The organism is Ideonella sp. (assembly GCF_035254525.1).
In the GTDB taxonomy this organism is placed as follows: domain Bacteria; phylum Pseudomonadota; class Gammaproteobacteria; order Burkholderiales; family Burkholderiaceae_C; genus Ideonella.
The window spans coordinates 18,864-38,736 of record NZ_DATFAN010000172.1 but is presented as its reverse complement, the minus strand read 5'-3'; the positions used below and the strand labels follow the sequence as shown (position 1 = coordinate 38,736).

General features: G+C 71.6%; 18 protein-coding genes. 14 read left to right on the top strand and 4 right to left on the bottom strand.

Going from position 1 to position 19,873, the window contains the following annotated elements; genetic code table 11:
- Nucleotides 1-513, top strand: a 513-nt coding sequence (locus tag VJ693_RS18230; protein ID WP_414652310.1) for an ammonium transporter, incomplete at its 5' end; no start/stop codon positions are given.
- A 4-nt stretch (nt 514-517) separates the two neighbouring features.
- Here the strand turns inward: VJ693_RS18230 and VJ693_RS18225 are convergent.
- Nucleotides 518-1,657: a DNA alkylation repair protein gene (locus tag VJ693_RS18225; RefSeq protein ID WP_324156445.1), complete on the bottom strand. Its 1,140-nt coding sequence runs from the start codon at nt 1,655-1,657 to the stop codon at nt 518-520.
- Between the two features lie 129 nt (nt 1,658-1,786).
- Between VJ693_RS18225 and VJ693_RS18220 the strand changes: the two genes are divergently transcribed.
- From VJ693_RS18220 to VJ693_RS18210, 3 genes are all read left to right on the top strand, one after another.
- Nucleotides 1,787-2,764 carry a tripartite tricarboxylate transporter substrate binding protein BugE gene (locus VJ693_RS18220; protein WP_324156444.1) on the top strand — a complete coding sequence of 326 codons (978 nt, stop codon included), beginning with the start codon at nt 1,787-1,789 and terminating at the stop codon, nt 2,762-2,764.
- Nucleotides 2,765-2,771: 7 nt separating this feature from the next.
- Complete coding sequence (locus VJ693_RS18215) at nt 2,772-3,158, top strand: DUF488 domain-containing protein (RefSeq protein WP_324156442.1); 387 nt, start codon at nt 2,772-2,774, stop codon at nt 3,156-3,158.
- Nucleotides 3,159-3,252: 94 nt separating this feature from the next.
- The gene (locus VJ693_RS18210) at nt 3,253-6,084 is read left to right on the top strand and encodes an ExeM/NucH family extracellular endonuclease (RefSeq protein ID WP_324156440.1); all 2,832 of its coding nucleotides are present in this window, start codon (nt 3,253-3,255) and stop codon (nt 6,082-6,084) included.
- A gap of 20 nt (nt 6,085-6,104) precedes the next feature.
- Here the strand turns inward: VJ693_RS18210 and VJ693_RS18205 are convergent, their stop codons facing one another.
- Complete coding sequence (locus VJ693_RS18205; RefSeq protein ID WP_324156438.1) at nt 6,105-6,719, bottom strand: hypothetical protein; 615 nt, start codon at nt 6,717-6,719, stop codon at nt 6,105-6,107.
- 233 nt (nt 6,720-6,952) lie between these two features.
- On the opposite strand from VJ693_RS18205, the gene pstS reads away from it, so the two are divergent.
- Nucleotides 6,953-8,038, top strand: a complete 1,086-nt coding sequence (gene pstS / locus VJ693_RS18200; protein ID WP_324156436.1) for a phosphate ABC transporter substrate-binding protein PstS — start codon at nt 6,953-6,955, stop codon at nt 8,036-8,038.
- A gap of 13 nt (nt 8,039-8,051) precedes the next feature.
- Here pstS and VJ693_RS18195 read toward each other — a convergent pair whose 3' ends face one another.
- Nucleotides 8,052-9,035, bottom strand: coding sequence for an NAD-dependent epimerase/dehydratase family protein (locus tag VJ693_RS18195; RefSeq protein ID WP_324156434.1), 984 nt, complete (start codon nt 9,033-9,035; stop codon nt 8,052-8,054).
- An 82-nt stretch (nt 9,036-9,117) separates the two neighbouring features.
- On the opposite strand from VJ693_RS18195, the gene VJ693_RS18190 reads away from it, so the two are divergent.
- From VJ693_RS18190 to VJ693_RS18175, 4 genes are all read left to right on the top strand, one after another.
- On the top strand, nt 9,118-10,098 hold the full coding sequence (locus VJ693_RS18190) for a lysylphosphatidylglycerol synthase domain-containing protein (protein WP_324156433.1): 981 nt from the start codon (nt 9,118-9,120) through the stop codon (nt 10,096-10,098).
- Entirely contained in the window at nt 10,095-11,162 is a 1,068-nt protein-coding gene (locus VJ693_RS18185) for a glycosyltransferase family 2 protein (protein ID WP_324156431.1), read from the top strand. The genes VJ693_RS18190 and VJ693_RS18185 overlap by 4 nt, the downstream gene beginning before the upstream one ends.
- Nucleotides 11,149-12,729: an ArnT family glycosyltransferase gene (locus VJ693_RS18180; protein ID WP_324156429.1), complete on the top strand. Its 1,581-nt coding sequence runs from the start codon at nt 11,149-11,151 to the stop codon at nt 12,727-12,729. Before VJ693_RS18185 ends, VJ693_RS18180 begins: the two co-directional genes overlap by 14 nt.
- 72 nt (nt 12,730-12,801) lie before the next feature.
- Nucleotides 12,802-13,794 (top strand): Bug family tripartite tricarboxylate transporter substrate binding protein, encoded by a 993-nt coding sequence (locus VJ693_RS18175; RefSeq protein ID WP_324156427.1) that lies wholly within the window; start codon nt 12,802-12,804, stop codon nt 13,792-13,794.
- A 6-nt stretch (nt 13,795-13,800) separates the two neighbouring features.
- Here the strand turns inward: VJ693_RS18175 and VJ693_RS18170 are convergent, their stop codons facing one another.
- Nucleotides 13,801-14,859, bottom strand: coding sequence for a hypothetical protein (locus tag VJ693_RS18170; protein WP_324156425.1), 1,059 nt, complete (start codon nt 14,857-14,859; stop codon nt 13,801-13,803).
- A gap of 141 nt (nt 14,860-15,000) precedes the next feature.
- On the opposite strand from VJ693_RS18170, the gene VJ693_RS18165 reads away from it, so the two are divergent.
- The 5 genes from VJ693_RS18165 (at nt 15,001) to VJ693_RS18145 (ending at nt 19,780) form a co-directional block, all read left to right on the top strand.
- Nucleotides 15,001-15,708, top strand: coding sequence for a riboflavin synthase subunit alpha (locus VJ693_RS18165; protein WP_324156424.1), 708 nt, complete (start codon nt 15,001-15,003; stop codon nt 15,706-15,708).
- Nucleotides 15,709-15,736: 28 nt separating this feature from the next.
- A complete protein-coding gene (locus VJ693_RS18160) occupies nt 15,737-16,489 on the top strand; it encodes an alpha/beta hydrolase (protein ID WP_324156422.1) in 753 nt (250 codons plus the stop codon).
- An 88-nt stretch (nt 16,490-16,577) separates the two neighbouring features.
- Entirely contained in the window at nt 16,578-17,468 is an 891-nt protein-coding gene (locus VJ693_RS18155; protein ID WP_324156420.1) for a DNA ligase, read from the top strand.
- Between the two features lie 25 nt (nt 17,469-17,493).
- Complete coding sequence (gene sbcB, locus VJ693_RS18150) at nt 17,494-18,927, top strand: exodeoxyribonuclease I (RefSeq protein ID WP_324156418.1); 1,434 nt, start codon at nt 17,494-17,496, stop codon at nt 18,925-18,927.
- A gap of 142 nt (nt 18,928-19,069) precedes the next feature.
- Nucleotides 19,070-19,780, top strand: coding sequence for a DUF6781 family protein (locus VJ693_RS18145; RefSeq protein WP_324156416.1), 711 nt, complete (start codon nt 19,070-19,072; stop codon nt 19,778-19,780).
- Nucleotides 19,781-19,873: the final 93 nt, after the last annotated feature.

Here is a 19,873-nt window from a genome sequence, read left to right as displayed (position 1 = left end):
GTGGCGGTCAACTCGCTGATGGCGATGGTCGGCGGCACGCTGGTGGCTGTCTGGCTCGGCCGAAACGACCCGGGCTTTGCCTACAACGGCCCGCTGGCCGGGCTGGTCGCGGTGTGCGCGGGCTCGGACGTGATGCACCCGATTGGCGCGCTGGTCGTCGGCGGCGTGGCGGGCGCGATCTTCGTCTCGCTGTTCACCCTGACGCAGAACCGCTGGAAGATCGACGACGTGCTCGGCGTCTGGCCGCTGCACGGCTTGTGCGGTGCCTGGGGTGGTGTGGCCTGCGGCGTGTTCGGCCAGCAGGCGCTGGGTGGGCTCGGCGGCGTGAGCCTGACGGCACAGTTGATCGGCACGCTGGCCGGCGTGGCCTGGGCGCTGGTGGGCGGCGGTGCCGTGTATGCCGTGATCCGCGCGGTCGCCGGCTTGCGCCTGTCGGCCGAGGAAGAATTCGACGGCGCCGACCAGTCGATCCACCGCATCGGCGCGACGCCGGAGCGCGAAGCGAACTGGTGAACCGTCAGGGCAGGAGCTCGAAGCCGGCTTCGGCCACCGTCTCGCCGTTGATGCGCAGGCTCACCGGGTGGGCACCCGGGTGGTAGCGGCGCGTCGTGATCGGGCGCAGGCTGTGCCGGCGTGAGAGCTCGCGTGCCTCGCCTGGCGCCAGCGTCAGCGTCCAGCCCTTGAAGACCTTCGGCGCGCGCTCCCCGCGTGCGCCGGCATGCTGGATCGCGTAGTCGATCACCAGCGTCTGCGCACGCCGGGCGCTCGATTCCAGCGTGACGGCGAGCAGCAGTTCGTCGCCGACACGGGCCCGTGCCGGGGTCACGGTCAGCGCCGCCCGGCCGCGCAGGCGCTGGCCCAGGCCCCAGGCCGCCAGCACACGCGGGTGCCCGGCCTTGACCAGCGTGCGGCTGGCATGGCGCAACAGGGCCACGCGCTCGGGCGGCGCGCCGGGCAGGTGGCGCTCGAGCCAGTCGGCCAGTGCCTCCGGGTGGTCCTTCGCGATGTCGTTCAGGTGGTTCGCGACGCTGCGGCGCACGACCTCGTCCGGGTCGTCCTGCAGGGCTTCGAGCACCGGCCAGGCGGGCGACGGGTCCTCGACCAGGGCCTGCAGTCGCAGGCCCCAGGGCAGGCGAGGGCGGCTGCCTTCACTGGCCAGCCGGCGCACATGGGCGCTCGGGTCCTCGGCCCAGCGCCGCAGCACGGGCCACACGGCGGCCGGGTGGTCACGCAGCAGCGGTCGGATCGCGAACTCGGCCGAGAAGCGTTGCGTCAGCGCATGCAGGCACTGCAGCCCGCGGGGCAGGTCGGCCGGCCGGGCGACGACGCGGCGCGCGACGACCTCGCCGAGCGACCACACGATCCAGCCGCGGAGGCCCGCGGCCGCATTGGCGCCGCCGCCGTCGGCCGGCGGCGCGCCGGCGGGCGCCAGCGCGGCTTCGATGATCGACGCGGCCTGGCCGAAGTTGGCCGGCAACTCGGCATCCAGCGCATCGGCGATCTGCATCGCCCGCGCCTTCATCTCCAGCCCGTCCAGCCCCGCGTTCGCGCGGCGGGCGAAGCGCGCGCTGTCGAACGCAGGCCAGGCCCGCCGCAGGTGTTTCGCCGCCGATTGCACGGTGCCCGCGTTGATCAGGTTCTTGAAGGGTTCCGCCATGGTGGCCAAGCATAGTAAAAACGATAGGGTCGCGAACGGCCCTGCTAAGTGGTTTCCACACCAGGCCCTGGTGGGGCCGGCGCGAGGATGCATGACCCCATGTCCCACTCGACCCTACTGGAGACGCGAATGACCTCTCGCCGCCACCTCGTCGCCTCGGCTGCCTTGATGGCCTGTGCCTTCACGGCATTGAGCGCCCAGGCCCAGAGCTACCCGGCCAAGCCGATCCGCCTGATCGTGCCTTTCGCACCCGGCGGCACGACCGACATCATCGCGCGCGTGGTGGCCGACAAGCTCGGTGCCACGCTGGGGCAGACGGTGGTCGTCGAGAACAAGAGCGGCGCCGGCGGCGTGCTGGGGGCGACCGAGATCTCGAAGGCGCCGCCCGACGGCTACACGCTGGGCATGGCGACCGTGTCGACGACCGCCGCCAATCCGGCGATCAACCCGCAGGTCAGCTACGACCCGATCGCCGGCTTCACCGCGATCACCAACATCGCCGCGACGCCGAACGTGATCGCGGTGCACCCCTCGTTCCCCGCCAAGGACTACAAGGGCTTCCTCGCCGAGATCCAGGCCAAGCCCGGCAAGTACAGCTTCGCCAGCTCGGGCACCGGCGGCATCGGCCACCTGCAGATGGAGCTGTACAAGAGCCTGACCAAGACCTTCGTCACGCACATCCCGTACCGCGGCGCAGGCCCGGCGCTGAACGACGTGGTGGCCGGCCAGGTGCCGATCATCTTCGACAACCTGCCGTCGGCGCTGCCCTTCATCAAGGACGGCCGGCTGGTGCCCATCGTCGTCGCCGCGCCGCAGCGCGTGGCGGCGCTGCCCAACGTGCCGACCTTTGCCGAACTCGGCCTGGCGCCCGTCAACCGCATGGCCTACTACGGCATCCACGGCCCGGCGAACCTGCCGAAGGACGTGGTCGAGAAGATCCACGCCGCCGTGAAGAAGACGGTCGAACTGCCTGACGTGAAGAAGCGCATCGAGGACACCGGCTCGATCATCATCGCCAACACGCCGGCCGAGTTCTCGAAGCAGATCCAGGACGAGCTGGCGACCTACAAGAAGGTCGTGATGCTGCAGCGCCTCAAACTCGACTGACCGCGCCATGGCCGTCCGCATCGTGCGCCTGGGCACCGAGCGTGCGCCCGACGAGGGCACGCGCATCGGCACCGTGCGGCGTCCGCCGCGCGGGGTGCCGAAGGCCGAGTTCGCCACGCGCAACTACTACGACGTCTGGTACCCCGAGTTGGCGCCCAGCGTCGAGACGATGAAGCTTGGCCAGGCCGCCGAGACGCCGGCGGATTGGGCCGCCTTCATCAAGGCCTACCGCCACGAGATGGCCGAGGCTCCGGCGGCCCGCTCGATCGCACTGCTCGCGGCGCTGTCGCAGCACGCCAACTTCTCGGTCGGCTGCTACTGCGAGATCGAGGCGCAGTGCCACCGCTCGGTGCTGCGCGAGCTGCTCGCGGAGCAGGGCGCCAAGCTGGCCTGACCGCGGCGTCACGGCGGCGCCATGCCGCCGACATGGCGGTGTCATCCGAAGCCCGCAGGCTTCGGGCCTCGAAAACCGTCGAGGCGACACCTCCATGCACATCCGTTCCTCCCTGCTTCCCCTGTGCGCCGCGCTGCTGGCGGCAGGCCTCGCGCTGCCCGCCGGCGCATCCACGTCCGGCGTCGTCGTCAGCCAGGTCTATGGCGGCGGCGGCAACAGCGGCGCGACGCTGAAGAACGACTTCATCGAGCTCTTCAACGCCGGCAACACGCCCGTCTCGCTGGCCGGCTGGTCGGTGCAATACAACTCGACCACCGGCACCGGCACCTGGCAGAAGACCGACCTCACCGGCATCGTGTTGCAGCCGCGCCAGTTCTACCTGGTGCAGGAGGCCGCCGGCAGCGGCGGTACGCAGGATCTGCCGGCGCCCGACGCCGTCGGCAGCGTCTTCATGAGTGCCAGCGGCGGCAAGGTGGCGCTGGTGACCAGCACCGTGGCGCTGGTGGGCGACAAGCCGGTCTCGGCCAGCATCGAGGACCTGATCGGCTTCGGCGGCGCGAACTTCTACGAAGGCACCGGCCCGGCGCCGGCGCCATCGAACACGACAGCCGACCTGCGCGCCGCCGGGGGCTGCACCGACACCGACCAGAACCCGAGCGACTTCGCGACTGGCGCGCCCGCGCCGCGCAACAGCGCATCGCCGCTGGGCACCTGCGGCGGCGACGGCCCCGTCGAGCGCAGCATCCCGCAGATCCAGGGCAGCGGCAGCACCAGCCCCTACGCCGGCCAGGCGGTGAAGACCTCGGGTGTCGTCACCCGCGTCAACAACAACGGCTTCTTCATGCAGGACCCGGTGGGTGACGGCGACAACGCCACGTCCGACGGCATCTTCGTCTACACCGGCAGCGCGCCGACGGTGGCCGCCGGCGACCTGGTGCAGCTGACCGCCGTGATCAGCGAGTTCAACACCGGTGCCGCCGGCAACGCCGACACCGCGGCCCACCCGGTGACGGAGCTGAGCGGCGTCGGCAACCTGGTGGTGCTCTCCGGCGGCCACACGGTCACGCCGACCGTGATCGAATTCCCCGAACTCGTCGACGACGATCTCGAGCGCGTCGAGGGCATGCTGGTCACGATCAACGGGCCGCTCACCGCCTCGCAGAACTACTTCCAGGGCCGCTATGGCCAGGTCACGCTGTCGGCCGGCGGCCGCCTGGAGACACCGACCAACCGCCATCGCCCGGGCACGCCGGAGGCGCTGGCGCTGGCCGATGCCAACGCGCGCCGCCGCATCATCCTCGACGATGGGACCAGCGCGCAGAACCCGGACCCGACGCCGTACCTCGGCGACGACAACACGCTGCGGGCCGGCGACACGGTGGCCGCAGCGACGGGCGTGGTCGACTACGGCCTGGCCACCAGCAGCAACACCGGCTACGGCGACTACAAGCTGCACCCGACCGTGCCCGTCGCCTTCACGCGCGACAACCCGCGCAGCGCTGAGCCCGTCGCGGTGCCGGGCAACCTGAAGCTCGCCAGCTTCAACGTGCTGAACTACTTCACCACCTTCACCGACGGCACCGATGTCGACGGCCACACCGGCCAAGGCTGCCTGCTCGACGGCGTCAGCTCGCCGGCCAATTGCCGAGGCGCCAGCAACCTCGCCGAATTCGATCGCCAGCGCACCAAGATCATCGAGGCCATTGCCGCGATCGATGCCGACGCGCTGGGCCTGATGGAGATGCAGAACAACGGCGCGACCGCGGTGGCCAACCTCGTCGAGGGCCTGAACGCGAAGCTGGGCGCCGGCACCTACGCGGTCGTGCCCGACCCGGCCGGCGGCACGGGCAGCGACGCGATCAAGGTCGCGATGATCTACAAGCCGGCCCGGCTGGCGCGCGTGAACGACGCGCAAGGCGACAGCGACGCGATCCACAACCGCCCGCCGCTGGCGCAGACCTTCGCCGCGCCGAACGGCGAGCGTTTCACGCTGGTCGTGAATCACCTGAAGTCGAAAGGCAGCTGCCCGGCCGAGGGCGACCCCGACTACGCGGGCAACTTCGACGCCGGTGACGGCCAGGGCTGCTGGAACGCGCGCCGCGTGGCGCAGGCCCAGCGCACGTCGGCGTGGGTGGCGGGCCTGGGCTCGGGTGCCGGCACCGACGCCGCGCTGCTGCTGGGCGACATGAATGCCTACGCGCAGGAGGACCCGGTGGTCGCGTTCGCCGACGCCGGGTACGCCGACCAGATCGCCCACTTCAACGCCTTCGGCTACTCCTACGTGTTCGACGGTGCCGCCGGCCGGCTCGACCACGCGCTGGCCACGGCCGCGCTGGCGGCCAGGCTGACCGACGCGAGCGAGTGGCACATCAATGCCGACGAGCCCTCGGTGATCGACTACAACAGCGAGTTCAAGAAGCCGCTGTGCGGCAGCTGCGGGCCGGACTACTACACGCCCACGCCCTACCGCTCGTCGGACCACGACCCGGTCGTCGCCGGCCTGTACCTGGTCAAGCTGATCACTGGCGGGCCGGGCAAGGACAAGCTGGTAGGCACGCCGGGCGACGACCAGCTCATCGGCGGCGGCGGGGCCGACAGGCTCACCGGCGGGGCCGGCGAGGACGTGTTCAGCTACACCGCGATGGGCGACGCCAAGGACACCCTGCTCGATTTCACACCGGGCACCGACCGCATCGACCTGCGCGTGCTGCTGTCGAGCATCGGCTACGCCGGCAGCGACCCGATCGCCGACGGGGTCGTGCGGCTGAAGGACGGCGCCAAGGGCGCGCTGCTGCAGATCGATGCCGACGGCACCGGCGCCGGGGCGAGGTGGCAGACGCTGGCGCTGCTCAAGGGCGTGGCGGCGGCCGACGTGGTGCCGGCGCGCGACCTGGTGTTCTTCGATCAGCCGCTGCGCAGGCGCTGACCCGCGGCGCGCCGGCCCCTTCAGTTGCCGGCCAGCGGCGCGCCGATGGTCATGCCGTGCCAGAACTCGTAATCGGGCTGCTTCCAGCTGATGGCCGAGAAGGTGCCGATGAACTGCACCACGCCGTGGCCTTCGGTGCCGGTGACGGTCTTGCGCTTGACCTTCAGGCAGTCGGCGCAGCCGCCGTAGAAGCCGACGCCGAAGGACAGCAGCGTCGGCGTCTGCGTGAACACGTAGCGCGTCGGCACGCCGTTGCGGCCCAGCGAGAGGATGGCCACCACCGGGTTGGTGACCGGCTTGCTGAACGTGATCTTGTAGACCTGGGTGTCGGTGCCGCCGACGAAGCCGAGCAGGTCGGAGCCCGTGGGTTCGCCGGTGGCCGCGTAGGCGTCCGGCGAGCCCGAGACCCAGTAATCGGTGGCACCCGCGTCGACCTGGCTGAAGTACAGCGTCGGGCCGCTGAACTTGACCTTCACGATGCCGCTGGGCAGGGTCAACGTGCCGCTGACGCTGGTCGTGCTGAGCTTGGTCGTCCAGTCGGCCCAGGCGGTGTCGAAAGCCTGCGCGCCAGCGGCGGCACCGGCCAGCGAGAGGGAGGCCAGCACACGGGCGATCGTGGTGAGAGACGTATTCATGGGGTCAAGGTCCTTCGGTTCGTCGATCAGTGGAAGAGGGCGCCAGTGTGGCGAGGCGGGCCAGAAAGGACATCGCCCGAAAGAGCCATGGGCGCTGCGGGATTGACAGCCTCCTGCGGCCGCGGCAGCGTCTGAACGGGCCAGTTTTCATGACAGGCCGGTTGCGCCGTCGTCGGCGGGTCATCTGCGGTCGCTACACTGCCGCCGGTTTTTCGACTTCCGCAGTACCCCCCATGAACCGATTGCAGGCAGCGGCCCACCGGGCCGCGCGTTGGTGCGCCGTGGGCGCCTTCTTCACGTTCGGCCTGGCCGCTTCCACCTCCGCGGCCGAGGCGCCGGTGGCGGTGAAGGCGGCCGGCGCCACGTTCCCCGCCAAGGTCTATGCCCGCTGGGCCGCGCAGTACGCGCAAGAACACGGCGTGAAGGTGCAGTACCAGCCCACGGGCTCGGGCGATGGCATCAAGCAGGCCACGGCCCGCAGCGTCGACTTCGGCGGCACCGACAGCCCGCTGTCGGGCGACGAACTGGCCAAGCGGCACCTGGTCCAGATTCCGCTGCTGGTGGGTGGCGTCGTGCCGGTGGTCAACCTGCCCCGTGTCGATGGGCGCCCGCTGCGCCTGACCGGCGACCTGCTGGCCGACATCATGGCCGGTCGCGTCGAGCGCTGGGACGACGCCCGCATTGCGGCACTGAACCCGGCATCCAGCCTGCCCCCCAAGCGCATTTGGCGTGTCGTGCGGGCCGACAAATCGGGCACGACCGACGGTTTCACGCGCTACCTGGCCATGGTGTCCGAGGCCTTCAAGGCCGAGGTCGGCGCCGGGCAGTTGCCCAAGTGGCCGGGCGAGGTCCAGCCCGAGGAGGGCAACGACGGCGTGGTGGCCGGTGTCAAGGCCCGCGTCGGTGCGATCGGCTACATCAGCTTCGACCGTGTCGAGTCGTCCGGCCTGCAGCCGGTGCAGTTGAAGAACCGGGCGGGCCAGTGGGTGGCGCCGTCCGAAGCGGGCTTTCGGGCGGCCATCCTGCAGAGCCCGCTGCACCGCAGCGGCGACGACGGTGCCAGCGTGCTCGACATGCCCGGGCCCGACAGCTGGCCGATCACGCTGACCAGCTTCGTGCTCGTCGACGCCACCCCGTCGGTGGCGGGCAAGGTCGAGCCGGCCCTGCGGTTCCTCTACTGGTGCTTCCAGCGCGGCGATGCGCTGACCCGCGGCACCGGTTTCGCCCCGCTGCCGACCGCGGTGCAGGCGCGGCTTGCCGCGCGCTTTGCCGGCGTGCGGCCGCTGGCCGGCGGGCAGCCAAACTACCAGGTGTTCTGAGCAGCCCCCAGCGTCAAGCGGGCAGCGGCTCCCAGGCCTCGATCCAGCGCGCGAAGCGCCCGAGGCCCAGGTCGAGCGGCGTGCTGGCCCAGTCGCCGATGCGCTCGCGCAGGCGACCGTCGTCGGCGCAGGTCACCGGCACGTCGCCGGGCTGCATCGGGCCGAACTCGATGGTCGCCTTCAGGCCCAGCGCGTCTTCGAGCGTGCGCACGAAGTCGACCACTTTGACCGGCACATGGTGGCCAAGGTTGTAGATGTCGGATTCGCGCGGCGTGGCGGCCGGCGCTGGCGCGTTCATCAGGCCGACCACCGCGTCGACGATGTCGTCGATGTAGGTGAAGTCGCGCAGCAGCTGGCCCTCGGCGAACAGCGTGATCGGCTGCCCGGCGCGGATGCGGCGCGAGAACGAGAAGTACGCCATGTCCGGCCGGCCCCACGGGCCGTAGACGGTGAAGAAGCGCAGGCCCGTCGAGCGCAGGCCATGGATGCTCGCGTAGGTGTGGGCGATCAGCTCGTTGGCGATCTTGGTCGCCGCGTAGAGCGAGGCCGGGCGGTCGACCCGGTCGGTCTCGCGGAACGGCGCATCGGTGCGATTGCCGTAGACGCTGGACGAGCTCGCATACAGCAGATGCGGCACGTCGGCCTCGCGGCAGGCTTCGATCACGTGGCCGAAGCCGACCAGGTTGGCCTGGATGTAATCGGCCGGCGCCTTGATCGAATGGCGCACGCCGGCCTGGGCGGCGAGGTGGATCACCGCGTCGAACCCGCCGCCGGTGATCAGCGCATGAGTGGCCGGGCCGTTGCACAGGTCCAGCACCTGGCAGGGCACGCCCAGCGGCGTGAGCAGCGCGGCCACGCGATCGTGCTTGAGCCGGGGGTCGTAGTAGGCGTTGAAGCTGTCGACGCCGGTCACCCGGTGGCCGGCGCGGGCGAGTTGAGCGGCGACGTGCGCGCCGACGAAGCCGGCGGCGCCGGTGACGAGGATCTTCTGGGGCATGGGGCGAAGATGATAGCCCCGTGCCTGCCGGGCCGCGCGGCCCGGCTGCTACCATCGCGCCCCGTTCCCCGGTCTGCCAACGATGCCCCCGACGCCCGATGCTGCGCGCCGCCCCTGGACGCGCCTGCTGCTTGCCAGCGTGCTCGGCGTCGGCCTGCTGGCCTGGCTGCTGCGCCAGGTGGATCTGGGCCCGCTGCGTGCGGCCTTCGCCGCCACGCCCATCTGGTTGTGGGTGGTGGCCCTGGCGGGGCTGTGCCTGAGCTACGCGCTGCGCGCCGAGCGGCTTCGGCGCGAGTGGGGCTCGTGGTTCGCGGCGCAGGATGCCCAGGGGCTCGCGCGCGGCCGCGCGCCAGGTTTCGTCGACTGCCTGGCGCTGTTCCTGACCCACAACGCCGCCATCGTCGTGCTGCCGCTGCGGGCTGGCGAGGCCGGCTACCCCTTCCTGATGCAGCGCCGCTTCGGCGTGCCGCTGTCTGATTCGTTGCGCAGCCTGCTGTGGCTGCGCCTGCAGGACGCGGCCGTGCTGGCCACGCTCGCGGCGTTGTGGTTGCCGCCGTTGGCGCCCGCGGTGCGCGCCGGCTGGGCCGCGCTGCTCGCGCTCGCCTGGGGCCTGGTGCTGCTTTTCGGTGCCCGCGCCCTGGCCGCGCTGGCGGGCCGCGTGCCGGCGGTGCAGCGCTTCCAGGCGGCGTGGCTGACGCACCGCAACGACCGCGCCGGGTGGGCGCTGTGCGCGGCCAACTGGCTGGTCAAGCTGGCGGTGCTGGCGTTGCTGCTGCAGGCACTGGCCCCGCTGGATGTGATGGCCGCGCTGCGCGGCGCGCTGGGCGGCGAGCTGGCCTCGGTGCTGCCGCTGCAGGGCCCGGCGGGCCTGGGCACCTATGAGGCCGGCGTGTGGGCCGCGGCGCTGATGGGCGAGGCCTCGGTCATCGGTGCCGGCGCGCAGGTGGCCGCCGGTGCGCTGGCGCTGCACGCCTTCAGCCTGGCGGTGGCATTGGCCGCGGCTGCGATGATCATGCCTTGGGCGCGCGAGCCGCGACCCGCGTTGGAGAACACGACACGATGAACACGACCACCCTGCCCACCGCCACCGCGGACCCGACCGATCTGGTCGCGGCGCGCGCCGAGGCCTTGACGCGACTGCCGGCGCACCGCCTGTCGGTCGTCGTGCCGATGTACAACGAGATCGACAACGCCAAGCCGCTGATCGACGCGGTGCGGGCCGCGCTGGCCGCCTACCCGCAGCCGTGGGAGCTGATCGTCGTCGACGACGGCAGCCGCGACGGCACCGGCCGCGCGCTGCAGGAGCACGCGGCCACGGTGGGCCCGCACATCCGGGTGCTGCGCCTGCTGCGCAACTTTCGCCAGACGGCGGCGATGCAGGCCGGCATCGACGCCGCGCGCGGCGACGTGATCGTCACGATGGACGGCGACCTGCAGAACGACCCGCTGGACATCCCGCTGCTGGTCGCCAAGCTCTTGAACGAGCCCTTCGACATGGTCGCCGGCTGGCGCCAGAACCGGCAGGATGGCTTCGCGCTGCGCAAGTTCCCGTCGATGCTGGCGAACCGGCTGATCCGCCGCGTCACCGACCTGAAGTTCCAGGATCTGGGCTGCAGCCTCAAGGCCTTCCGGGCGCCGGTGCTGCGCGAGGTCCGGCTGTATGGCGAGATGCACCGTTTCATTCCGGCGTGGCTGGCCACGGTGACGTCCCCGGCGCGCATGGCCGAGGTGCCGGTCAGCCACCATGCGCGCACGGCGGGCGAATCGAAGTACGGCATCTCGCGCACCTTCCGCGTGCTGGTGGACTTGCTCGCGGTCTACTTCTTCCTGAACTTCGGCGCGCGGCCGGGGCACTTCTTCGGCACCGTCGGCCTGGGCGTCGGCGCGCTCGGCACCGCCATCCTCGGCTACCTCGGCATCCTCAAGCTGCTGGGCGAGTCGGTCGGCGGCCGGCCGCTGCTGACCCTCGGCTTCTTCATGGTGATCGCCGGCCTGCAGTTCCTGTGCACCGGCGTGCTGGCCGAGCTGCTGATCCGCATCTACTACGAGGGCGGCCACGCGCGGCAGTACCACACGATGGCGCAGCCGGCGCTGGCCGACGCCGACGCCTGGCATGAACGCCCTTAAGCGCTGGCCCTGGGCGCTGGCGCTGGCCGTGCTGGCGCTTGCGCTGTTCCAGCTCGGCGCGGCGCCGCTGTTCGACGTCGACGAAGGCGCGTTCAGCGAAGCCACGCGCGAGATGCTCGACAGCGGCGACTGGGGCCACACCACGCTGAACGGCGAGGACCGCTTCGACAAGCCCATCCTCGTGTACTGGCTGCAGGCGGCCAGCGTGTCGCTGCTGGGCCTGAACGAGTTCGCGCTGCGCCTGCCTTCGGCGCTGTGCGCCTGGGGCTGGGCGCTGGCGCTGTACGGCTTTGCGCGCCCCCGCCTGGGCCAGCGCACCGCCACCAGCGCCGCGCTGATGCTTGCCACCAGCCTCGGCGTGATGGCGATCGGCCGCGCCGCGACGGCCGATGCGCTGCTGAATCTGCTGCTGGTGCTGGCGGTGTTCGATGCCTGGCGCTGGCTGGACACCGAAGCGAAGGCGCCGCTGCGCCGCGCCTTCGCGTGGATGGGCCTGGGCTTGCTGGCCAAGGGCCCGGTGGCGGTGCTGATCCCGGTCGCGGCAGCCGGCGTGTGGCTGATCACCGCATGGGACTGGCGCGCCGTGGGCCGCCGCCTCGTGCAGGCGGTGAGCGACGTGCCGGCCTGGGCGCTGCTGATCGGCATCGCCGCGCCCTGGTACGCCTACGCCTTGCACCGCCACGGCCAGGCCTTCGTCGACGGCTTCTTCATCCGCCACAACCTCGCGCGCTACAGCGGCGCGATGGAGCAGCACGGCGGTGGCGTGGGCTATTACCTCGTCGTGCTGCCCTTGCTGCTGCTGCCCTGGGCGCCGCTGCTGGCCGCGGTGGGGCGGCGCGTGCGCGGCCACTGGCGGGATCCCCTGGGCCGCTTCCTGCTCGGCTGGGGCGGCTTCGTGCTGGTGTTCTTCTCGCTGTCGGGCACCAAGCTGCCGCATTACGTGCTCTACGGCGCGACGCCCTTCGTGCTGCTGATGGCGATCGAGCTCGAGCGCTGCGGCGCACTGATGCGCTGGGCAATCGCACTGGGCTGCCTCGCGCTGCTGGCGCTGGTGGTGCTGCCGGCCTGGACGATGCCGCAGTGGATCGGCCAGGTGCGCCACCCGATGTACCGCGCGCTGCTCGGCGGTGCACACACGCCGACGGCGCTGATCATTGCCGGCACGGTGGCCGCCGGTGTCGTGCTCGGCCTGGCGGCCGCGCCGGCACGGCTGCGCGCCGGCCTGCCCGGCAGTGCCGCGCCGCTGCTGGGCGCCTGCGTGGTCGCGCTGGTGCTGCTGGGATTCGGCCTGCCCTGGTGGGGTACGCTGCTGCAGGGGCCGGTGCGCGACGCGGCCATCTTCGCCCGCGGCCGCCCGGAGCCCGTCGTGCAGTGGCAACTGCACCAGCCCAGCTTCGCCGTTTACCGCGGCCAACCCACGCCGCGCCGCAAGCCGCAGCCCGGCGAGCTGGCGCTGATCCGCGTCGATCACCTGAAGAAGCTGGCGGCCGAGGACGCGACCGCCTGGGAACCGGTGTTCGAGGAGCACGGCATCGCGCTGATCCGCTGGCGCGGCGCGGCTAAGTAGTTCCACGCGAGCGAGGGCATCGCCGCTGGATAGAGTGGGCCGCTGACCTCGACAACTCGTGCGGAGACACCCATGGCCGATTCAAGCTTCACGCGCCGCCACTGGCTCGAAACCGCGGCCGCGCTCGGCGCGGCCGGTCTGCTTCCCGGCGCCGCGCGTGCCCAAGCGAACTGGCCGACGAAGGCGGTTCGATTCGTGGTCCCCTTCGCGCCCGGCGGCAGCTCGGAGATCGTTGCCCGAGCGACCGCCGCCGAGCTGACCAAATCGCTCGGCCAGAGCGTGTTCGTCGACAACAAGCCCGGCGGCGCGGGCAACGTAGCGATGGCCGAGGTGGCGCGGGCCGACGACCAGCACACGCTGATCCTCGGCCACATCGGCACGCTGGCGGTGAACCCCTACATCTTCGACAAGCTGCCCTACGACCCCGCCAAGGATTTCAGGCCGATCTCGCTGCTGGCCAAGGTGCCGAGCCTGTACCTCGTGCACCCGGACCTGCCGGTGAAGAACCTGAAGGAGTTCATCGCACTGGCCAAGAGCAAGCCCGGGCGCCTGAACTACGGCTCGGCCGGCAACGGCAGCGCCGGTCACCTGGCGATGGAATACCTGAAGATGGCCAGCGACACCTTCATCCTGCACGTGCCTTACCGCGGCACCGGCCCGCAATTGACCGACCTGCTGGCCGGGCGGCTGGATGCCGCGTCGGTCGGTGCACCGGCGGTGCTGCAGTTCATCAAGGCCGGCAAGCTGCGCTGCATCGCGACCGGCACGCCACAGCGCATTGCGCAGCTGCCCGATGTGCCGACCGTGGCCGAGCAGGGCTACGCGGGCTTCGAGATGACGCAGTGGTACGGCCTGTTGGCGCCGGCCTCGCTGCCGCAGGCCGCGGCCGACAAGCTGGCCGCCGCCGCCGCGAAGGCGGTGCGCGAGAAGGAGGCGCTGGACCGCCTGGCCAACGACGCGGCGATCGCGGTGGGCAGCACGCCGGCCGAGTTCGCGGCCTTCATCGCCGCCGAGCAGAAGCGCTGGAAGCCCGTGATCGTGCGGGCCAGGATCAAGCCCGATTGAGCTGGCTCAGGCGTCGACCGGGGTCGCGAGGAAGGCCCGCTCGACACCGTCGAGGCGGCCCTGGCCGACGATCTGGCCGCGCTGGTTGATGGCGGTGGCGAGGTTCAGCGTCCACACGGCGGCATCGGCCGGGTCGACGAAGTCGTTCAAGTCGCTCATCGTGCCTTCCGCGGCAATGAAGGCGCGCTGGCGTCGCTTGCCGTCGAGCAATCGCGCCGCGCCGCCGACCACGACGCCGGCGTCGTTCAGGCCCAGCGCCTGCGAGGGCATGGTCTCGTCGCCGAGCGAGCCGAGTTCGTGCGCGACGCCGTCTTGCCAGAGGAAGGCCCGGCCCGGGCCGCGCTCGCTGGAGCGCAGCGTGCCGCAGACCTGGCGACACCGGTTCACGCCGGTGGCCTTGTGCAGCACGGCGCCGGCGATGGTGAATGCCTGCGTCACGCCGTCGAAATGCGCGAAGGCATGCCAGCCGGCGTTGCCCGACAGCCCGCCGACGACGTCGCCCGCCTGGTTGATCGCATTGGCTTCGCCCTCGTCGTAGCCGCCCGGCAGCGCAATCGCCCGGGTCTGCCCGGCCGCGTGGATGAATGGCTGCGTATTCGAGCGGCCCACGACCGTTCCCGCATCGTTGATGCCGAAGGCGGCCGTGTCCCCCTCGACCCCGCCCAGCGGGGCAATGTAGAAACGCTCGCCGTCGCGGCCGGCAGTCCAGGCGCGCGTCGGCGTCTGCGGGAAGATCATCCCGCGATCGAAGCCGGCGACGAGGCCCAGGTTGTTGATCGCCATGCCGAACGAGGGTTGGCCCGGGCCGACGAAGGGCAGGCCGCGCATGCGCCCGTGCGCGGCGACGAAGGCCACCCCCCGGTTGTCCTCGCCATGCCGCGTTGCCATGCCCGTGGCCACGCCGTGGTTGTTGAGCGCATGCACGCTGATCGTCGGCCCCCCCAGGTCGCCCAGGTCGGTCACGCGGTAGCGCGGCGCGGCGGCCGCGCCGCGTGCACCGGTGGCACCCAGGACCGTGCCGATCAGGGCAGCGGAAACGAACTGGCGGCGGTCGATGCGCGGCATGGCGGTCCCTGCAAGGAGTTTGGGCGCAATTCTGCGCGCCGCGCGGCGCGGCTTGCTCAACAAAGGTCAGCCCGCGCCGGGCGAAGGCGGCTCGGGCGCGTGGGGCTCGCGCCTTGTCGCGCGCCGCCGGATAATCGGCGCATGTTCACCGGCATCGTCCAAGGCATCGCCACCGTCGAATCGCTCGCCGACAAGCCCGGCCTGCGCAGCGTGCGGCTGCGTTTCCCCCCCGGCTTCGCGAAAGGGCTGGAGATCGGCGCCAGCGTCGCCTGCGACGGCGTGTGCCTCACCGTGACCGCGCTGCATGGCGACGCCGCGGCCGACTTCGACGTGATGCAGCAAAGCCTCTCGCTGACCACGCTGGGCGAGCTGCACCAGGGCAGCTGGCTCAACGTCGAGCGCGCGGCCAAGGACGGCGCCGAGATCGGCGGCCACCCGCTGTCGGGCCATATCGACGTGACCGGCACGCTGGTCTCGGTGCGCCAGCCCGAGAACAACCACGTGCTGCGCATCGGGCTGCCGCCGCGCTGGATGCGCTACGTCTTCGCCAAGGGCTACATCGCGATCAACGGCGCCAGCCTGACGGTGGCCGAGGTCGACCGCTCCGCCGGCTGGTTCGAGGTCTGGCTGATCCCCGAGACGCTGCGCATGACGACCTTCGGCGCCAAGCTGCCGGGCGACCGGCTCAACATCGAGATCGAGCGCTCGACCCAGGTCTTCGTCGACACCGTGCGCGAGGCGCTCGACGAGCGGCTCGGCCCGCTGCTGCCGGCGCTCGAAGCCCTGCTGCACGAGCGTGGCCTCACGGTCGACGAGTTCGCCCGGCCCTTGCCGTTGCCGCCGAAATGACCGGTCCATGCAGTCTGGAGGTTGGGTGATGAATGCGTTGAGGATGATCGGCAACGGCCCGCACAAGGTGTTGTGCCTGCACGGCTGGTTCGGTTCGGCGTCGGGCTGGGGCCCGTGGGCCGAGGTGCTGGACCCCGATCGCTTCGGCTGGGCCTTCATGGACTGCCGCGGCTACGGTGCACGCCTGGCCGAGGAGGGCGGCTACACGATGGCCGAGATCGCCACCGATGCGATCGCCGCGGCCGATGCCCTGGATTGGCCACGCTTCTCGCTCGTCGGCCACTCGATGGGGGCGATGGCCATGCAGCGCGTGCTGCTCGACGCACCCGGCCGCGTGCGCAAGCTGGTGGCGGTGACGCCGGTGCCGGCCTCGGGCGTGCCCTTCGACGAGCCCACCTGGGCGTTCTTCTCGAGCGCCGCCGGCAGCGCCGAGGCCCGCCGCGGCATCATCGACTACACGACCGGCAAGCGCCTCACGCCGACCTGGCTGACCCAGATGGTGCGTCATTCGGTGGCCAACTCGACCCCCGAGGCCTTCGGTGCCTACCTCACGGCCTGGGCCAAGACCGATTTCGCCGCCGAGCTCGGTCACCCCGACACGCCGCTGCTGGCGCTGGTCGGCGAGCACGACCCGGCGCTCGGCGAGGCGACCACGCGTGCCACCTACCTGGCCAGTTACCCGAACGCGCGGCTCGAGGTGCTGGCCAACGCCGGGCACTACCCGATGTTCGAGACGCCGGTGGCGATGGCCGCGGCCATCGAGCGTTTCCTGGCCGAGTAGCGCCCGCCCCATCACCCCCGTCGGGGGGAAAGACGCGCTCGCCGCGGCCGCCCACACTGGCAGGCCTTGCCACTGCCGGACCGCAGCCATGACCTTGCGCCCGCTCCACCGCCGCCAGATGCTGCTGGCCGCGGCGGCCCTGCCGTTTGCCACCTGGGCGCCGCGCGCTGCGTTCGCCCGCGCGCCGTCCACCGAGCCGCCACCGCCATTGCTGCTGGCGCGCGAGGCGGCCGACGGCCTGGACCCGGCCGGCTACCTCGTCAGCGAGAAGTTCGACGGCGTGCGCGCCCTCTGGGACGGCGAGCGCCTGCGCTTTCGCGGCGGCGGCACCATCGGTGCGCCGAACGGTTTTCTCGCCGGCCTGCCGCGCGGCCAGCCGCTCGACGGCGAGCTGTGGCTGGGCCGCGGCCGCTTCGATGCCCTGTCGGCCGTCGTCCGGCGCGAGCAGCCCATCGACGCGGAGTGGGCCGCATTGCGCTACCTGGTGTTCGAACTGCCCGGGGGGGCCGGCAGCTTCGCGCAACGTGTGGAGCGCCTGCGCGCGCTGGCCGCGGCCGGGGAGCCGCAGCGGCGCTGGGACGTGGTCGAGCAGGCGCCGGCGGCCCATGCCGAGGCGCTGCGCGCGCGGCTGGCCGAGGTCGTCGTTGCCGGCGGCGAGGGCCTGGCGTTGCATCGCGCCGACGCGGCCTACCGCACCGGCCGCAGCGATGTGTTGCTGAAGCTGAAGCCCGTGCGCGATGCCGAAGCCGTGGTCATCGGCCACACGCCGGGCCGCGGGCGCTTCGCCGGGCAGGTCGGCGCGCTGCGGGTGCGCGACGAGGCGGGGCGGGTCTTCCTCGTCGGCAGCGGCCTGGACGAAGCGCAGCGCCGGAACCCGCCGCCGGTCGGCAGCGTGGTCACCTACACCTGGCGCGGCGAAACCTCGGGCGGGCTGCCGCGCTTCCCGGCGCTGTTGCGCCTGCGCTCGCCGGGCTGGTGAGCGCCATTCGGGTATGGTGCCGGGCATGGCGCACATGAGCTTCTTCTGGCACGACTACGAGACCTTCGGTCGGGTGCCGCGGCGCGACCGGCCGGCCCAGTTCGCAGGGGTTCGCACCGACGCGGAGCTGAACGAAATCGGCCCCCCGGTGATGCAGTACTGCCGCCCTGCGCCGGACTACCTGCCCGACCCCGAGAGCTGCCTGCTGACAGGCATCCTGCCGCAGCAATGCCTGGCCGATGGCCTGCCCGAGCCGGCCTTCGCCGACTTGATCGAGGCCGAGCTGGCCCGGGCCGGCACGGTGGGCGTGGGCTACAACACGATCCGCTTCGACGACGAGGTGACCCGCCACCTGTTCTGGCGCAACCTGCTGGACCCCTACGCCCGCGAGTACAAGAACGACTGCGGCCGCTGGGACCTGCTGGACACCGTGCGCTGCATGTACGCGCTGCGCCCCGACGGCCTCGAATGGCCCAGGCACGAGGATGGCCGGCCCTCCTTCAAGCTCGAGCACCTCACCGCTGCCAATGGCCTGGCGCACGAGGCCGCGCACGATGCACTGTCGGACGTGCGCGCCACCGTCGCGCTCGCCCGGCTCGTTCGCAAGCACCAGCCCCGGCTGTGGGATTTCTGCGTGAAGCTGCGCCACAAGCAGGCGGTGTGGGCCGAGATCGGCGTCGGCAAGCCCTTTCTGCACGTCTCGGGCATGTACGGCACCGAGCGCGGCTGCATCGCGGTGGTCTGGCCGCTCGCGCCGCACCCGACGAACAAGAACGAGCTGATCGTCTGGGACCTGGCCGAAGACCCGGCCGAGCTGTTCGGCCTGAACGCGGCGGCCATCCGCGAGCGCCTGTTCACCCGCAGCGAAGACCTGGCCGAGGGCGTGACGCGGCTGCCGCTGAAGACGATCCACGTCAACAAGTCGCCGGTCGTGATCGGCGCGCTGAAGACGCTGTCGCCGGCGATGGCCGAGCGCTGGGCGATCGACCTGGGCCGCGCTGACCGGCACGCCCAGGCCTGCGCGCAGCACGGCGCCACGATGGCCGGCATCTGGCCGGACGTCTTCGCCCGCCCGGCACCCGAGCGCGCGCCCGACGTCGACGAAGACCTGTACGGCGGCTTTGTCGGGCCGACCGACCGCCAGCGGCTCGATCGCCTGCGCAAGCTGCCCGCCACTGACCCGGCCTGGGCGCGGGCGAGCTTCGACGACCAGCGGCTCGGCGAGCTGGTGTTCCGCTTCCGCGCCCGAAGCCACCCCGAGGCGCTGAACCCCGCCGAGGCCGAGCGCTGGGCGCGGCACTGTGCCGACCGGCTGCACGACGGCGCCGGCGGCGGGCTCACGCTGGCAGCCTTCTTCGAGAGGCTGGACACGCTGGCCGAAACGGCCGACGAGCGCGGGCAGGAGATCCTCGGCGCGCTTTATGACTACGCCGAACAGATCGCCCCGGAGCTCGCATGACGCTGGCGCTGATGCGCCATGGTTGCTTCGTGTCCGGCGGCCGGCGGTCCGCTCCGCCCGGTGCAGGGCAAGCCCTGAGCCGGGTGGCCGGGTGCGGGCGTAAGGTAGCGCCTTCAACCGCGAAGACCCCAAGGAGAACCCCATGCCCAAGTCCGGCATCGACCAGGAGGCGCTGATCGAGATGTTTGCCAGCGCCAGCGCGAAACAGACGGCCCAGCTGCGCGAGGCGGTGAGCCAGGCCACCGTGAAGGCGCTGCAAGGCCGTGAGATGAGCCTGAAGAACATCAAGCAGGTCGTCAAGGCGGTGACCGAGGCCGCCAGCGCCGGTGCGCTGAAGAACGCGACGCCCAAGGTCGACGTCGAGGCGATGCTCGACGGCGCGCTGGCCGGCATGGACGATGCGCTGCTGAAGGCGGTCGACGCGAATCGCGTCGCGCTCGAGCGGCTGGTTGACCAGGGCGCCGACCTGCAGGAAAAGCAGCTGAAGAAGGCGCTCGACGATCTCGAGAAGCTCGAAGACACGATGTTTGCCGCGGTGCGCAAAGCTGCCGGCGGTGCGGGCCTGTCCCAGCTCGCGGGCCCCTGGAGCGAAGTGCTGGGCAAGATGGAGCAGGCCGGCAGCCTGACCGGTGCCCAGGCCAGCGCCACGCTGGAGCAGATGACCGGCCAGATGCAGTCGACGATGCGCGAGACGCGGGCGGCCGGCATGAAGGCCGCGCAGACGCTGGCGCAGAGCTACGCGGCGCTGGTCAGCGGCGTCCTGATGGGCATGTCGGATGCGCTGCGCCAGGGCGGCGCCCAGTCGCCGGCGCCCAAGGCGGCGGCGAAGTCGGCGCGCAAGGCGAGCGCCTAGCCGGGCTCCTGGACGAGCTCCTAGACCGGCCGCTCCAGGCGGCTGAGTCGCCGATGTAACCCAGCCGGCCTACACTGGTCGGCTGCTACCACC

What these genes read in the sequence shown, in the direction of transcription:
- sbcB (WP_324156418.1), top strand. Translation starts at nt 17,494, where the DNA reads ATGGCGCACATGAGCTTCTTCTGGCACGACTACGAGACCTTCGGTCGG.
- VJ693_RS18145 (WP_324156416.1), top strand. Translation starts at nt 19,070, where the DNA reads ATGCCCAAGTCCGGCATCGACCAGGAGGCGCTGATCGAGATGTTTGCC.
- VJ693_RS18225 (WP_324156445.1), bottom strand. Translation starts at nt 1,657, where the DNA reads ATGGCGGAACCCTTCAAGAACCTGATCAACGCGGGCACCGTGCAATCG.
- pstS (WP_324156436.1), top strand. Translation starts at nt 6,953, where the DNA reads ATGAACCGATTGCAGGCAGCGGCCCACCGGGCCGCGCGTTGGTGCGCC.
- VJ693_RS18155 (WP_324156420.1), top strand. Translation starts at nt 16,578, where the DNA reads ATGACCTTGCGCCCGCTCCACCGCCGCCAGATGCTGCTGGCCGCGGCG.
- VJ693_RS18170 (WP_324156425.1), bottom strand. Translation starts at nt 14,859, where the DNA reads ATGCCGCGCATCGACCGCCGCCAGTTCGTTTCCGCTGCCCTGATCGGC.
- VJ693_RS18175 (WP_324156427.1), top strand. Translation starts at nt 12,802, where the DNA reads ATGGCCGATTCAAGCTTCACGCGCCGCCACTGGCTCGAAACCGCGGCC.
- VJ693_RS18180 (WP_324156429.1), top strand. Translation starts at nt 11,149, where the DNA reads ATGAACGCCCTTAAGCGCTGGCCCTGGGCGCTGGCGCTGGCCGTGCTG.
- VJ693_RS18190 (WP_324156433.1), top strand. Translation starts at nt 9,118, where the DNA reads ATGCCCCCGACGCCCGATGCTGCGCGCCGCCCCTGGACGCGCCTGCTG.
- VJ693_RS18210 (WP_324156440.1), top strand. Translation starts at nt 3,253, where the DNA reads ATGCACATCCGTTCCTCCCTGCTTCCCCTGTGCGCCGCGCTGCTGGCG.
- VJ693_RS18215 (WP_324156442.1), top strand. Translation starts at nt 2,772, where the DNA reads ATGGCCGTCCGCATCGTGCGCCTGGGCACCGAGCGTGCGCCCGACGAG.
- VJ693_RS18165 (WP_324156424.1), top strand. Translation starts at nt 15,001, where the DNA reads ATGTTCACCGGCATCGTCCAAGGCATCGCCACCGTCGAATCGCTCGCC.
- VJ693_RS18195 (WP_324156434.1), bottom strand. Translation starts at nt 9,035, where the DNA reads ATGCCCCAGAAGATCCTCGTCACCGGCGCCGCCGGCTTCGTCGGCGCG.
- VJ693_RS18220 (WP_324156444.1), top strand. Translation starts at nt 1,787, where the DNA reads ATGACCTCTCGCCGCCACCTCGTCGCCTCGGCTGCCTTGATGGCCTGT.
- VJ693_RS18205 (WP_324156438.1), bottom strand. Translation starts at nt 6,719, where the DNA reads ATGAATACGTCTCTCACCACGATCGCCCGTGTGCTGGCCTCCCTCTCG.
- VJ693_RS18160 (WP_324156422.1), top strand. Translation starts at nt 15,737, where the DNA reads ATGAATGCGTTGAGGATGATCGGCAACGGCCCGCACAAGGTGTTGTGC.
- VJ693_RS18185 (WP_324156431.1), top strand. Translation starts at nt 10,095, where the DNA reads ATGAACACGACCACCCTGCCCACCGCCACCGCGGACCCGACCGATCTG.